Source organism: Streptomyces sp. NPDC030798 (assembly GCF_055572275.1).
The window spans coordinates 42,998-56,585 of the sequence record NZ_JBVIDR010000012.1; the positions used below are offsets into that span (position 1 = coordinate 42,998).

Annotated in this window: 14 protein-coding genes and 1 pseudogene; 6 read left to right on the forward strand and 9 right to left on the reverse strand. The window is 71.1% G+C overall.

The window, feature by feature from the left end; all coding sequences use genetic code 11:
* Positions 1–156: 156 nt before the first annotated feature.
* Positions 157–300 (forward strand): annotated as a pseudogene (locus ACZ404_RS26035) (IS630 family transposase); the annotation flags it as partial.
* A 7-nt stretch (positions 301–307) separates the two neighbouring features.
* On the opposite strand, the gene ACZ404_RS26040 reads toward ACZ404_RS26035, so the two are convergent.
* From ACZ404_RS26040 to ACZ404_RS26050, 3 genes are all read right to left on the reverse strand, one after another.
* Positions 308–1,135: a class I SAM-dependent methyltransferase gene (locus ACZ404_RS26040; RefSeq protein WP_468443844.1), complete on the reverse strand. Its 828-nt coding sequence runs from the start codon at positions 1,133–1,135 to the stop codon at positions 308–310.
* A gap of 75 nt (positions 1,136–1,210) precedes the next feature.
* Entirely contained in the window at positions 1,211–1,573 is a 363-nt protein-coding gene (locus ACZ404_RS26045) for a four-helix bundle copper-binding protein (protein WP_468443845.1), read from the reverse strand.
* 161 nt (positions 1,574–1,734) lie between these two features.
* Positions 1,735–2,892, reverse strand: a complete 1,158-nt coding sequence (locus ACZ404_RS26050; RefSeq protein WP_468443846.1) for an acyl-CoA dehydrogenase family protein — start codon at positions 2,890–2,892, stop codon at positions 1,735–1,737.
* A gap of 187 nt (positions 2,893–3,079) precedes the next feature.
* Between ACZ404_RS26050 and ACZ404_RS26055 the strand changes: the two genes are divergently transcribed.
* On the forward strand, positions 3,080–4,423 hold the full coding sequence (locus ACZ404_RS26055) for a UDP-glucose dehydrogenase family protein (protein ID WP_468443848.1): 1,344 nt from the start codon (positions 3,080–3,082) through the stop codon (positions 4,421–4,423).
* A 122-nt stretch (positions 4,424–4,545) separates the two neighbouring features.
* Here ACZ404_RS26055 and ACZ404_RS26060 read toward each other — a convergent pair whose 3' ends face one another.
* Positions 4,546–5,052, reverse strand: a complete 507-nt coding sequence (locus tag ACZ404_RS26060) for a CGNR zinc finger domain-containing protein (RefSeq protein WP_468443850.1) — start codon at positions 5,050–5,052, stop codon at positions 4,546–4,548.
* 105 nt (positions 5,053–5,157) lie between these two features.
* On the opposite strand from ACZ404_RS26060, the gene ACZ404_RS26065 reads away from it, so the two are divergent.
* Both ACZ404_RS26065 and ACZ404_RS26070 read left to right on the forward strand, forming a co-directional pair.
* Positions 5,158–5,517, forward strand: a complete 360-nt coding sequence (locus ACZ404_RS26065) for a VOC family protein (RefSeq protein WP_468443852.1) — start codon at positions 5,158–5,160, stop codon at positions 5,515–5,517.
* A 40-nt stretch (positions 5,518–5,557) separates the two neighbouring features.
* Positions 5,558–5,962, forward strand: a complete 405-nt coding sequence (locus ACZ404_RS26070; RefSeq protein WP_468443854.1) for a VOC family protein — start codon at positions 5,558–5,560, stop codon at positions 5,960–5,962.
* 18 nt (positions 5,963–5,980) lie between these two features.
* Here ACZ404_RS26070 and ACZ404_RS26075 read toward each other — a convergent pair whose 3' ends face one another.
* Genes ACZ404_RS26075 through ACZ404_RS26085 form a run of 3 tightly spaced genes read right to left on the reverse strand, consistent with a single transcriptional unit; the run spans position 5,981 to position 8,825 of the window.
* Entirely contained in the window at positions 5,981–7,159 is a 1,179-nt protein-coding gene (locus ACZ404_RS26075) for a dipeptidase (protein WP_468443856.1), read from the reverse strand.
* A 5-nt stretch (positions 7,160–7,164) separates the two neighbouring features.
* Complete coding sequence (gene purE, locus ACZ404_RS26080; RefSeq protein ID WP_468443858.1) at positions 7,165–7,689, reverse strand: 5-(carboxyamino)imidazole ribonucleotide mutase; 525 nt, start codon at positions 7,687–7,689, stop codon at positions 7,165–7,167.
* On the reverse strand, positions 7,686–8,825 hold the full coding sequence (locus ACZ404_RS26085) for a 5-(carboxyamino)imidazole ribonucleotide synthase (RefSeq protein ID WP_468443860.1): 1,140 nt from the start codon (positions 8,823–8,825) through the stop codon (positions 7,686–7,688). Before ACZ404_RS26085 ends, purE begins: the two co-directional genes overlap by 4 nt.
* A 181-nt stretch (positions 8,826–9,006) precedes the next feature.
* Between ACZ404_RS26085 and ACZ404_RS26090 the strand changes: the two genes are divergently transcribed.
* A complete protein-coding gene (locus ACZ404_RS26090; protein WP_468443862.1) occupies positions 9,007–9,510 on the forward strand; it encodes a GtrA family protein in 504 nt (167 codons plus the stop codon).
* Between the two features lie 27 nt (positions 9,511–9,537).
* Here ACZ404_RS26090 and ACZ404_RS26095 read toward each other — a convergent pair whose 3' ends face one another.
* Both ACZ404_RS26095 and ACZ404_RS26100 read right to left on the reverse strand, forming a co-directional pair.
* Positions 9,538–10,809 (reverse strand): ATP-binding protein, encoded by a 1,272-nt coding sequence (locus ACZ404_RS26095; protein WP_468443864.1) that lies wholly within the window; start codon positions 10,807–10,809, stop codon positions 9,538–9,540.
* Between the two features lie 43 nt (positions 10,810–10,852).
* Positions 10,853–11,530, reverse strand: coding sequence for a response regulator transcription factor (locus ACZ404_RS26100; RefSeq protein ID WP_468443866.1), 678 nt, complete (start codon positions 11,528–11,530; stop codon positions 10,853–10,855).
* A gap of 491 nt (positions 11,531–12,021) precedes the next feature.
* Between ACZ404_RS26100 and ACZ404_RS26105 the strand changes: the two genes are divergently transcribed.
* A complete protein-coding gene (locus tag ACZ404_RS26105) occupies positions 12,022–13,527 on the forward strand; it encodes a peptide MFS transporter (RefSeq protein ID WP_468443868.1) in 1,506 nt (501 codons plus the stop codon).
* The last annotated feature ends 61 nt before the right edge of the window (positions 13,528–13,588 follow it).

The window sequence follows — 13,588 nt, forward strand, 5'->3', positions numbered from 1 at the left end:
CCGTAGGTGCAGGCGACCTTCGGGGAATCATGCCCTCCGACCGAGGACACCTTGGCAGCTACACCACGACGGGCCCGGCCCGCCCGCGCAGCCGGTCAGTGGCCCGGGCCGCGCGCCAGGCCGACCGGATGGGCCGGCAACTGACCCACCCGCCGGCTGCGCCGAGCCTGGGCTGACGGCACCGACCACGCCGGCCACAAGGAACAGGGCAGCATGATCCGCCGCTACATCATCTGGCGAAACCATCACGCCGACGACCGGCGCCCACGCGCCCTCGTGGACAGGGCAAACGTTGCCTGATGCGGCACTAGCCCGCCGGTACCGCCGCCGAGGCGAGCAGCGCCGCGTGGGGAAGGGCCAGGCGCCCTTCCCCGTCCGCGAAGGCGGCGGCCAGCCGCTCGTACGCCCGCCGGATGCGTCCGGCGGTCCCGGCGTCCTGCGAGGTCACGACGAGACCGACGGTGGCGACCCCGCCGGACGCCCCGCTCCACCACTCCTCGAGGGTCGCCCGGTGGTCCCACTCCAGCTCCCGGCCCTCGGCGTCGCCGAACCCGGCCGCCACGAGCAGCCCGGCCAGGCCCTCGGGGGTCCGCTCGAAGTCCTCGTCCGGCGCCAGACGCGGAAGGTACGACGGCGGTACGGCACCGCCCTCGGCACACGCCCGGCCGAGCAGCTCCTGACCCGCCCGGCGCCGGGCGCCCCACAGCGTCACCGCGATCCGGCCGCCGGGCCGCAGCACCCGGCGCAGCTCGGCGAGGGCGGCACGCGGCCGGCCCACGTGGTTCAGCACGAAGTTGCCGACGACGGCATCGAACTCCCCGTCAGCAAAAGGCAGTTCGGGCAGTACGGCGACCTCCGCCGCGATCCCCCGCCGGCGCGCCTCGGCGACCATGCCGGCCTCGGCGTCCACGGCCCGCACCCGCGCGCCCCGCTCGCCCGCCGCGAGCGCGGCCGTGCCGGTCCCGGTGCCGACGTCGAGGACCCGTGTCCCCGCGCCGACCCCGGCGGCGTCCAGCAGGTCGGGCACCGGGTGGGCGCACAGGCGTCCGAAGCTCCCTGCGTAGGCCTCCGCCCGCCCCGCCCACATGGCCCGCTCGGCCGCGTCGAAGGCCGTCGTCGCATCCGTCTCGGTCATGCGCCCCAGCATGCCGCACAAACGATCAAGGGCACCCGGCAGGGGGTGCCCTCGACCGCCCTCAGGCGCGCGGGATCACATCCTGGCGCCCGCCATCGTCCGGCACATCTCCGCGCAGCGGCGACACGCCTCCGCGCAGCGCATCATCTGCTGGTCGTCCGGCATGGACATACACGCCTCGGCGCACATGTCGCACGCCTTGGCGCACATCGCGCACATCTCCTGGGCCATGGGTGAGCGGCGCATCATCATGTCCGCGCACATCCGGGTCATCTCGGAGCAGTCCATGAGCGCCCGCATGATCTGCATCTGGGACTGGCCGCCCATCTGCATGCAGGAGCTCATGGTCTCCTCGCACATGGTGTGCGCGGTCATGCAGGCCTCGACGCAGTCCTGCATCTCCTTGCTCATCGGGGTCATGGTTCCGGGCTGGGTCATGGCTCCTCCTCGAAGCTCAAGGGCCCCGGACGGGCCCCTGCGTGCTTCCGTCCTACGCCCACCGGCCCGCCCCCGCATGTGACCGACCGGTCGGGAGGCACCGGACGGACGAAAAGGCGCCCCGCAGGGCGCCTTCCCGAAGAGCGTGAACCCACCGCCGACTACGGCAGGTTGCGCGCCATGACGATGCGCTGGACCTGGTTGGTCCCTTCGTAGATCTGCGTGATCTTCGCGTCCCGCATCATCCGCTCCACCGGGTAGTCCCGGGTGTAGCCGTAGCCGCCGAGGAGCTGGACCGCGTCCGTGGTGACCTCCATGGCGACGTCCGAGGCGAAGCACTTGGCGGCGGCGCCCTGGAAGGTGAGGTCCTTGTCGCCGCGCTCGGACTTGGCGGCGGCCGCGTAGGTGAGCTGGCGGGCGGCCTCGATCTTCATGGCCATGTCGGCGAGCATGAACTGGATGCCCTGGAAGTCGGCGATCGGCTTGCCGAACTGCTTGCGCTCCTGGACGTAGCCCCTGGCGTAGTCGAAGGCGCCCTGGGCGACGCCGAGGGCCTGGGCGGCGATGGTGATGCGGGTGTGGTCCAGGGTCTTCATCGCCGTCGCGAAGCCGGTGCCCTCCTCGCCGATCATGCGGTCGGCGGGGATGCGGACGTTGTCGAAGTAGACCTCGCGGGTCGGGGAGCCCTTGATGCCGAGCTTCTTCTCGGGGGCGCCGAAGGAGACGCCCTCGTCGGACTTCTCCACGACGAAGGCCGAGATGCCCTTCGAGCGCTTCGAGGGGTCCGTGACCGCCATGACCGTGTAGTACTCGGAGACGCCCGCGTTGGTGATCCAGCGCTTGACGCCGTTGAGGATCCAGTGGTCGCCGTCGCGGACGGCCTTGGTCTTCATGCCGGCCGCGTCGGAGCCCGCCTCCGGCTCGGACAGGCAGTACGAGAACATCGCGTCGCCCTTGGCGAGCGGGGTCAGGTACTTCTTCTTCAGGTCCTCGCCGCCGGAAAGGATCACCGGGAGCGAGCCCAGCTTGTTGACGGCCGGGATGAGAGAGGAGGAGACGCAGGCGCGGGCCACCTCCTCGATCACGATGACCGTGGCGAGGGCGGCGGCGCCCGCGCCGCCGAACTCCTCGGGGACGTGCACCGCGTGCAGGTCGTTGGCGACGAGGGCGTCCAGCGCCTCCTGCGGGAAGCGGGCCTCCTCGTCCACCGCAGCGGCGTACGGCGCGATCTTCGCCTCGACCAGGGAACGGACGGCGTCGCGGAGCATGTCGTGCTCCTCGGACGGGCGGTACAGGTCGAAGTCAGCCGATCCGGCCACGGTCTCTCACGCTCCAAAGACGCAGTGATACTGACGCTAATTACCGTTAAGTAACTCAAATTTTAAAGGGCCTCAGAGGACGCGCCTACGTGAGGTTGGCGACAGCGGAAAAGTTGCCCGCTCAAGGCCTCGCGCATGCCTTGGCTATGCTCGCCCTCGCACCTGACGCGTACCCCCTGGAGCACCCATGAGCCTGAAGATCACCGTGATCGGCACCGGCTATCTCGGCGCCACGCACGCCGCGGCCATGGCCGAGCTCGGTTTCGAGGTGCTCGGGCTGGACGTCGTACCCGAGAAGATCGCTCTGCTGGAGCGCGGCGAGACGCCGATGTACGAGCCGGGGCTCGAGGAGCTGCTGCGCCGGCACGTGGCGGGCTTCGAGGGGTCCTCGGGACGGCTGCGGTTCACCATGGACTGGGCGGAGGTCGCCGAGTTCGGCGAGGTCCACTTCGTGTGCGTGAACACGCCGCAGCGGCACGGTGAGTACGCGGCGGACATGTCGTACGTGGACGCGGCCATCGCCTCGCTCGCCCCGCATCTGCGCGGCCCCGCGCTGGTCGTCGGCAAGTCGACCGTGCCGGTGGGTTCGGCGGACCGGCTGGCCGCCTACCTCGCGGAGCACGCGCCCGCCGGCGCGGACGCGGAGCTGGCGTGGAACCCGGAGTTCCTGCGCGAGGGCTTCGCCGTGCAGGACACCCTGCACCCGGACCGGATCGTGGTCGGCGTGCGCAGCGAGCGGGCCGAGAAGCTGCTGCGGGAGGTGTACGCCACTCCGGTCGCCGAGGGTACGCCGTTCGTGGTGACCGACTTCCCGACGGCCGAGCTGGTGAAGACGGCGGCGAACTCCTTCCTGGCCACGAAGATCTCGTTCATCAACGCGATGGCGGAGGTGTGCGAGGCCGGCGGCGGTGACGTGGCGAAGCTGGCGGAGGCCATCGGGCACGACGACCGGATCGGCAGCAAGTTCCTGCGCGCGGGGATCGGGTTCGGAGGCGGCTGTCTGCCGAAGGACATCCGGGCGTTCATGGCGCGCGCCGGTGAGCTGGGTGCGGACCAGGCGCTGACGTTCCTGCGGGAGATCGACTCGATCAACATGCGCCGGCGGGGCCAGATGGTGGAGATGGCGCGCGAGGCGCTCGGCGGCGGCTCGTTCCTGGGCCGCCGGGTCGCGGTGCTCGGTGCCACCTTCAAGCCGGACTCGGACGACGTGCGGGACTCGCCGGCGCTGAACGTGGCCGGGCAGATCCATCTGCAGGGCGGCCAGGTGACGGTGTACGACCCGAAGGGCATGGACAACGCCCGGCGGGTGTTCCCGACCCTGGGCTACGCCGAGTCGGCGCTGGAGGCGGCCCGGGGCGCGGACGTGGTGCTGCACCTGACGGAGTGGCGGGAGTTCAGTGAGCTGGACCCGGCGGCGCTGGGTGAGGTCGTGGCGGGCCGGGTGATGCTGGACGGGCGCAACACGCTGGACCCGGAGCTGTGGCGGCGGGCCGGGTGGACGTACCGGGCGATGGGCCGTCCGAACGCCTAGGAGGCGGCCCCGCGGGGCGCGTCACGGGGACGCCGGTTCGGCCGAGGCTCAGTCGGCCGAACCGGCGTCTTCTCGCATTCTGCACCACCGGACACATACGTGGCCGATGAAGTCCCTGTGGTTCACGGCTCCTTCGCCCGGTACCGGCGCATCTTGGCGCGTGCCCCGCACACCTGCATGGAGCACCAGCGGCCGCGTCCGGCGGGGCTGCGGTCGTAGTAGGCCCAGTGGCAGGTGTCGGCCTCGCAGGCTTTCAGGCGGGTCCAGGTGCCCGCGACCAGGGCCTCGGCGACGGCGGCGGCGACCCGGGAGAGCAGGGGGCCGCTGTCGGCCGGGGTGAGGGCCGCTGAGCCGTCCTGCTCGTCGACGGCGACGTAGAGGGGTGCCTGGGCGAGCAGCTCGCCGAGCGGGGGGACCCGGCGGTGCGGCGGGTGGCCGGCGTGGGCGAGCAGCGCGGTGCGCAGCGACTCGCGCAGGGTGCGGGCGGACGGCAGTTCGTCCTCGGTGAGTCCGAAGCGGGCGCGGCCCTCCGGTGTGTCGAGGGAGTCGCGGCCGGACTCGATGTCGAGCGTGTTCACCAGGTCCTCGACCAGGGCGAGGGCTCCGGGTGCGGCCGATCTCTCACTCATGCTTGCGACGTTACCTCCTATGGGGCAGCATGCAGTAACGGTTACCGGTTACCCGCCTTTATGGGTAACGAGGGAACGCCACAGGTGTGACACAAGGAGGAAGTCATGGCTCTCGCCAAGCTGGGTGTCGTCGTCCTGGACTGTCCGGATCCGCGGGCGCTGGCCGGCTTCTACGCCGGGGTGCTGGGCGGCACGGTGGAGGGCGACGGGGACTGGGTGGACCTGAAGGTGGACGGCGGGCAGGCGCTGGCCTTCCAGCGGGCGCCGGGGTTCACCCCGCCGCAGTGGCCCCGGGCCGACCGGGACTCGCAGCAGTTCCACCTGGACCTGGTGGTGGAGGATCTGGACGCGGCGGAGAAGGGGGTGCTGGAGCTGGGCGCGAAGCCCCTGGCCGGGCAGGAGAGCAGTAGCTTCCGGGTTTACGCGGACCCGGCCGGGCACCCGTTCTGCCTGTGCGCCTGCTGACCCGTCCGGCGCCCGGCGCCGGCTGATCCAGGGAGGGCCCATGCCCGCTGTCGCCCGCATCCGCTCCGTCGTGCTCGACTGCCCCGACCCGCGGGCACTGGCCGCGTTCTACGCGGCCGTGGCCGGCGGTACCCCTGAGGCCGAGGACGACGACTGGGTGGTGCTGAAGGTGCCGGACGGGCCGCGGCTCTCCTTCCAGCGGGTGCGGGGCTTCACCCCGCCGCAGTGGCCCCGCGCCGACCGGGACGCGCAGCAGTTCCACCTGGACCTCGACGCGGGCGCCACCTGGGAGGAGGTGGACGCGGCCCACGAGAGGGTGCTGGCGCTGGGCGCCCGGCCGCTGGACCTGGAGGACCGGGAGAAGAAGGACTTCCAGGTGTACGCAGACCCGGCCGGGCACCCGTTCTGCCTGTGCAGGATCGAGCACCCGGACGGGATCGCCTAGAGGCCGCTGCCGGCCCGGTCAGCCGTCCAGGGACTCGATGGTGGCGTGGGACGGGCCGCGGACGGACTGGATCTCGCGGGCCACGTCCTCCGCCGCGCCGAGCACCCGGACCGCGTTCTTCCAGGTCAGTTTGGCCAGATCGGCCTTGGACCAGCCGCGGTCGAGGAGTTCGGCGAGGAGGTTCGGGTAGCCCGAGACGTCGTTCAGGCCGTCCGGGGTGAACGCGGTGCCGTCGTAGTCGCCGCCGATGCCGAGGTGGTCGATGCCCGCCACCTCGCGCATGTGGTCGAGGTGGTCGGCGACCGTGGCCACCGTGGCGACCGGGCGCGGGGTGCGCTCCTCGAAGGCGCGGTGGACCGCCATCGCCTCGGGGGTGGTGTCGAGGTGGTGGAAGCCGTGCGCCCGCATGTTCTCGTCGGCCTCGGCCGTCCAGTCCACGGCGGCCTGGAGCACGAACTTCGGTACGAACGTCACCATCGCCATGCCACCGTTGGCGGGCAGCCGCTCCAGGACGTCGTCCGGGACGTTGCGCGGGTGGTCGCAGACGGCACGGGCGGAGGAGTGCGAGAAGATCACCGGCGCGGAGGAGGCGTCCAGCGCGTCCCGCATGGTCGTCGCCGCCACGTGGGAGAGGTCGACGAGCATCCCGAGCCGGTTCATCTCGCGGACGACCTCGCGGCCGAACGCGGTCAGGCCGCCCGCCTTGGGCTCGTCGGTCGCCGAGTCCGCCCAGTCCACGTTGTCGTTGTGGGTGAGCGTCAGGTAGCGCACGCCGAGCGTGTACAGGGCGCGCAGGGTGCCGAGGGAGTTCTCGATCGAGTGGCCGCCCTCGGCTCCCATCAGGGAGGCGATACGGCCCTCCGCGCGGGCCGCCTCCAGGTCGGCCGCGGTCAGCGCGGCCCGCAGCTGCCCGGGGTAGCGGTCGATCAGCTGCCGTACGCAGTCGATCTGCTCCAGGGTGGCCGGGACCGCGCCCGGCTGGTCCGAGCGCACGTACACCGACCAGTACTGCGCGCCGACCCCGCCCTCGCGCAGGCGGGGCAGGTCGGTGTGCAGATGGGCGTCCTGGCGTACGGCGATGTCGCGCGCGGCGAGGTCGTAGCGGACCTGCTCGCGCAGCGCGTACGGCAGGTCGTTGTGCCCGTCGACGACGGGGAACTCGCGCAGCAGCGCGCGGGCGTCCTCCAGAGAGGTCACGGGGCTCACTTCCCGAAGCCGAAGCCGCCGCCCGCGCCCTCGACCTTGGAACGCAGCCGCTTGCCCTTCTCCGTGGCCTGGTCGTTCAGGTCCTGCTGGAAGTCGCGCATCTTCTGCAGCAGTTCCTCGTCGTGCGCGGCGAGCATGCGGGCCGCGAGGAGGCCGGCGTTGCGGGCGCCGGCGACGGACACGGTGGCGACCGGGACACCGGCCGGCATCTGCACGATGGACAGCAGCGAGTCCATGCCGTCGAGGTACTTCAGCGGCACCGGCACGCCGATCACCGGCAGCGGGGTGACGGAGGCGAGCATGCCCGGCAGGTGGGCGGCTCCCCCGGCACCGGCGATGATCACCTTCAGCCCTCGGTCGGCGGCCTGCTCGCCGTAGGTGATCATCTCCCGCGGCATGCGGTGCGCGGAGACGACGTCGACCTCGTAGCCGATCTCGAACTCGTCCAGCGCCTTGGCGGCGGCCTCCATGACGGGCCAGTCGGAGTCCGACCCCATGACAATGCCTACGACCGGGCTCATTCGGTGATCGTCCCTCTCAGGTAGCCGGCAGCGTGACGGGCGCGCTCCAGCACGTCGTCCAGGTCGTCGCCGTAGGTGTTGACGTGGCCGACCTTGCGTCCGGGCTTCACGTCCTTGCCGTACATGTGGATCTTGAGCTTGGGGTCGCGGGCCATGCAGTGCAAGTAGGCGGAGTACATGTCCGGGAAGTCGCCGCCGAGGACGTTGACCATGACCGTCCACGGGGCGCGCGGGCGGGGGTCGCCGAGCGGCAGGTCGAGGACGGCGCGGACGTGGTTGGCGAACTGCGAGGTGATCGCGCCGTCCTGGGTCCAGTGGCCGGAGTTGTGCGGGCGCATCGCCAGTTCGTTGACGAGGATGCGGCCGTCGCGGGTCTGGAACAGCTCGACCGCGAGGTGCCCGACGACGCCCAGTTCCTTGGCGATGGTCAAGGCCATCTGCTCGGCCTCGAGGGCGAGCGAGCGCTCCAGGTCGGGGGCGGGGGCGATCACGGTGTCGCAGACGCCGTTGACCTGCTGGGACTCGACGACCGGGTAGGCGACGGCCTGGCCGTGCGGGGAGCGGACGACGTTGGCGGCCAGCTCGCGGACGTAGTCGACCTTCTCCTCGGCGAGGACCGGGACGCCGGCGCGGAAGGGGTCGGCCGCCTCCTCGGCGGAGTCGACCACCCACACGCCCTTGCCGTCGTAGCCGCCGCGGACGGTCTTCAGCACCACGGGGAAGCCGGTGCCCTCGGCGGCGAACGCGGCCACGTCGGCCGGGTCGGTCACGATGCGGTGGCGCGGGCAGGGGATGCCGATGGCGTCGAGCCTGGCGCGCATCACCCCCTTGTCCTGGGCGTGCACCAGCGCGTCGGGACCGGGGCGCACGGGGATGCCGTCCGCCTCCAGGGCCCTGAGGTGCTCGGTGGGCACGTGTTCGTGATCGAAGGTGATCACATCGCACCCCCGCGCGAAGTCACGCAGCGTGTCCAGGTCGCGATAGTCGCCGACGACGACATCGTTCACGACCTGCGCCGCGGAGTCCTGAGGGGTGTCACTGAGAAGCTTGAACCTGATGCCCAACGGGATGCCCGCCTCGTGCGTCATACGCGCGAGCTGCCCCCCGCCGACCATGCCGACTACCGGGAACGTCACCCCTCTAGCGTATCGGCCGCGCCGGCCGGGCCGGATCGCGTCCCTCTCACCGGCTCTTACCCGGGACTTTCCCGGCTCTTTCCGACCCGTTCCCAAGCTGTGCCCTGGTCCGCGGGCGGCGGCCGGGGCGCCTGGCTAGCATGGCTGGGTGACGAAACCTACGGACGGGGGCTGTACAGCCATGGAACGTCGTTCCTCGGGGCTGCGACGACTCGTACGCGAGGTGGCCAAGTTCGGCGCCGTCGGCGGCGCCGGCGTCCTTGTCAATCTCGGCGTGTTCAACCTGGTCCGGCACGTCTCCGACCTGCCGGTGGTGCGCGCCAGCATCATCGCGACCGTCGTCGCGATCGCCTTCAACTACGTGGGCTTCCGCTACTGGACGTACCGGGACCGCGACAAGAGCGGCCGCACCAAGGAACTCACGCTGTTCCTGCTGTTCAGCGCGATCGGCCTGGTGATCGAGAACGGCGTGCTGTACCTGGCGACGTACGGCTTCGGCTGGGACAGCCCGCTGCAGAGCAACGTCTTCAAGTTCGTCGGCATCGGCGTCGCGACCCTGTTCCGCTTCTGGTCGTACCGCAGCTGGGTGTTCCGGGCGCTGCCCGCCCGGGAGGCCGTGGCGGGCGCGGAGTCGATCCTGGAGCAGGAGTCGCGGCAGCCGGCGCCCGAGCAGCGCGTGCCGTAACGAGCCGCCGGCCGGCACGGGCGGCCGTCAGCGGACCGTCGGCAGCTCCTCCTCCGGCTTGCGGGCCGGGGGCGTGCGGGACAGGAACAGGCCGAACACCGGCGGCTGGGCCTGGAGCAGCTCCAGGCGGCCCCCGTCGGCCTCCGCGAGGTCACGGGCCACGGCCAGGCCGATCCCGGTGGAGTTGCGCCCGCTGATGGTGCGCTCGAAGATCCGGGCGCCCAGGTCGGCCGGGACACCGGGTCCCTCGTCGGTGACCTCCACGACGGCCTGGTTGCCGGTGACCCGGGTGCGCAGGGCGACGGTGCCGCCGCCGTGCATGAGGGAGTTCTCGATCAACGCGGCCAGCACCTGGGCGACCGCGCCGGGCGTGCCGACGGCCTGCAGATGCCGTTTGCCGGAGCTGACGATGGCCCGGCCTGCGCTGCGGTAGGCGGGGCGCCACTCGGCGAGCTGCTGCTGGATGACCTCGTCGAGGTCGAAGGTGACGGCGGAGCCGGTGCGCGGGTCGCGGGCGTTGGTGAGCAGCCGCTCCACGACGTCGGTGAGCCGCTCGACCTGGGTGAGCGCGACGTTCGCCTCCTCCTTCACCGTGTCCGGGTCGTCGGTGAGGGTGATCTCCTCCAGCCGCATGGACAGTGCGGTCAGCGGCGTGCGGAGCTGGTGGGAGGCGTCGGCGGCCAGGCGCCGCTCGGCGGTGAGCATGCGCCCGATGCGCTCGGCGGAGGAGTCGAGCACGTCGGCGACCCGGTCCAGCTCGGGGACTCCGTAGCGCTTGTGGCGGGGGCGCGGGTCGCCGGAGCCGAGCCGCTCGGCGGTCTCGGCGAGGTCGGTCAGCGGGGAGGCGAGCCGGTTGGCCTGCCGTACGGCGAGCAGCACGGCGGCGACCACGGCGAGCAGCGCCACCAGACCGATGATCAGCAGGGTCCGGCCGACCTCGCGGGTCACCGCGGAGCGGGGCTCCTGCACGGTGACCGTCTCGCCCTCCTCGCCGGTCTGCGTGGAGTGGATGACGTCGCCCTCCGGCCGGGTGCCGATCTCGATCGGCGCCTGCCCGGGCATGCGGATCACCGCGTACTGGTCCTTGCTGACCGGGTTGCGCAGGACGTCGGCGTCGACCTTCTCCGAGGCGAGGATCCGGCTGTCCACGATGCTGGCCAGCCGGACCGCCTCGGACTCCACCCGCTCCTGGGCGCTGTTGCTGATGGTCCGTGTCTCGACGATCACGAGGGAGACGCCGAAGACGGCGATCACGACCAGCACGACGGCAAGGGTGGACTGGATGAGACGTCGGCGCATGTCGTCCTGTTACCTGAGGTGGTGCCGGACCCCGGGCGGGGGTTCAGCTCTTTTCGAACCGGAATCCGACCCCGCGCACGGTGGCGATGTACCGCGGGTTCGCGGCGTCGTCGCCGAGCTTCTTGCGCAGCCAGGAGATGTGCATGTCGAGCGTCTTGGTGGAGGACCACCAGGTGGTGTCCCAGACCTCGCGCATCAGCTGGTCGCGCGTGACGACCCGCCCGGCGTCCCGGACCAGCACCCGCAGCAGGTCGAACTCCTTGGCGGTGAGCTGGAGTTCCTCGTCGCCCATCCACGCCCGGTGCGACTCGACGTCGATCCGTACCCCGTGCGTGGCCGGCGGCTGCTGCGGCTCGGCGGCGCCGCGGCGCAGCAGGGCCCGGACCCTGGCGAGCAGTTCGGCGAGCCGGAAGGGCTTGGTGACGTAGTCGTCGGCACCCGCGTCCAGGCCGACGACGGTGTCCACCTCGTCGGCCCGCGCGGTCAGGATGAGGATCGGCACGGTGTGGCCGTCGGCGCGCAGCCGGCGGGCGACCTCCAGGCCGTCCATGCCGGGCAGGCCCAAGTCCAGCACGACCAGATCGACGCCGCCCTGCATTCCGGCGTCGAGCGCGGCGGGACCGTCCTCGCGCACCTCGACGTCGTAACCTTCCCGGCGCAGGGCGCGGGCCAGCGGCTCCGAGATGGACGCGTCGTCCTCGGCGAGCAGTACACGGGTCATGAAGTGATGGTAGACCGCCCGCGCACCGTGCTGGGGTGTGATCGCTTCGAGGGATTCTTACCTTCCCCGACCTCTGGTACGAACCATTGTCCTGGGGATGGGACCCTAGAAGAGACCTTCGAATCAGGGGCTGTGGTTCCCGCGACACCTGTGATCCGCGTCTCAAGTCCTTCCATATCCGGCAGTGTCCTGACGTACAGTGACGTGAACGCCTCTAGCACACCGGGGACCTTTGGCGGGCAGTTGTCGCTGAGGGTCTCTTTTGTGTGCGGGCTGATGAAGATCAGCCCTTGAAGGAATGACCTCTGGCCGGGCTCCGGACGCGCACCGCTGCGTCGTGGGGCGTGGATCCCGGTGGTCGCCGTCCACCGCTCCGCGATCCGGGGCGGACCCCCTCGGGCGTGGGGGCGGACTGCCGATCCGCCGGTGCCGGCCGACACCCCCACCGGGCGCAGTGCTCTACGCGCGTCCCGACCCAGCAAGGAACGACCATGGCGTCCAGCCTGACGAAGGACTCGGTCCGCCCGGGCACCCCCGGTTCCGAGAAGACCTTCTTCGGCCACCCCCGCGGACTGGCCACTCTCTTCATGACCGAGATGTGGGAGCGTTTCTCCTACTACGGCATGAGGGCCCTGCTCCCGCTGTACCTGGTGGCCCCGGGTGGCCTGCACCTGAGCGCGGGCACGGCGACCGCGATCTACTCGGTGTACGTGTCGCTCGTGTACCTGCTCGCCCTGCCCGGCGGCTGGTTCGCGGACCGCGTCCTCGGCCCCCGCAAGACGGTGGCCGTCTCCGGTCTGATCATCATGATCGGCCACCTCTGCCTGGCGCTGCCGGCGGCCGTCAGCTTCTTCGTCGGCCTCGGCCTCGTCGCCATCGGCTCGGGCCTGCTGAAGGCCAACATCTCCACGATGGTCGGCCACCTGTACAAGGGCCCGGACGACCCGCGCCGCGACGGTGGCTTCACCCTCTTCTACATCGGCATCAACCTGGGTGCCTTCGCCGCGCCGCTGATCATCGGCACCGTCGGTGAGAACTACAACTGGCACTTCGGCTTCGCGCTGGCCGCGCTCGGCATGGCGCTGGGCCTGGCCCAGTACCTGCTCGGCAGCCGCCACCTGAGCGAGCAGAGCAGCGTCGTCCCCACGCCGCTGTCCCCCGCGGAGAAGGCCGTCACGCTGCGCAAGGGCCTGGTCTGGCTGGCCATCGCCGTCGTCTTCTACGGCCTCGTCGGCTTCACCGGCCACTTCACGCTGAACTGGGCGCTGATCCCGCTCACCCTCATCGGCCTGCTGGTCCCGATCCTGGTCATCGGCCGGATCCTGCGGGACAAGGACCTGGACTCGGCCGAGAAGTCGAAGGTGTCGGCGTACATCTGGTTCTTCGTCGCCGCCGCCGTGTTCTGGATGATCTACGACCAGGGCGGTTCGACCCTGTCGCTGTTCGCCGAGGGCAAGGCCGAGAACTCGATCCTCGGCTGGCACTTCCCGGTCTCCTGGTACCAGTCGGTCAACCCGGTCATGATCATGGCCCTGGCGCCGGTCTTCGCCTGGCTGTGGCTGTGGCTGAACCGGCGCGGCAAGGAGCCGAGCACGATCGTGAAGTTCTCCGCCGGCCTGGTGCTGATCGGTGCGTCCTTCGTCCTCTTCCTCGCCCCGCTGTCGATCGCCGAGGGCGGTCACAAGGCCGCGGCGATGTGGCTGGTCGGCATCTACTTCGTCCAGACGATCGGTGAGCTGACGCTGTCGCCGGTGGGTCTGTCCGTGACGACGAAGATGGCGCCGGCGAAGTACGCCTCGCAGATGATGGGCGTCTGGTTCCTCGCGGTCACCGCGGGCGACTCGATCACCGCGCTGCTGTCCAACCCGGCCGTCGGCGGGGTCAACCTGGACAGGACCGGCTTCGTGGCCCTGGAGGCCGTGCTCGCCGTGGTCGCCGGTGCGGCGGTGTGGATGTACCGGAACAAGGTGAAGAAGCTGATGGGCAGCGTGCACTGACCCCGCCCGGAGCTTTTGGAGGGCCACCGCGTCATGGCGATGCGGTGGCCCTCCGTCCGTG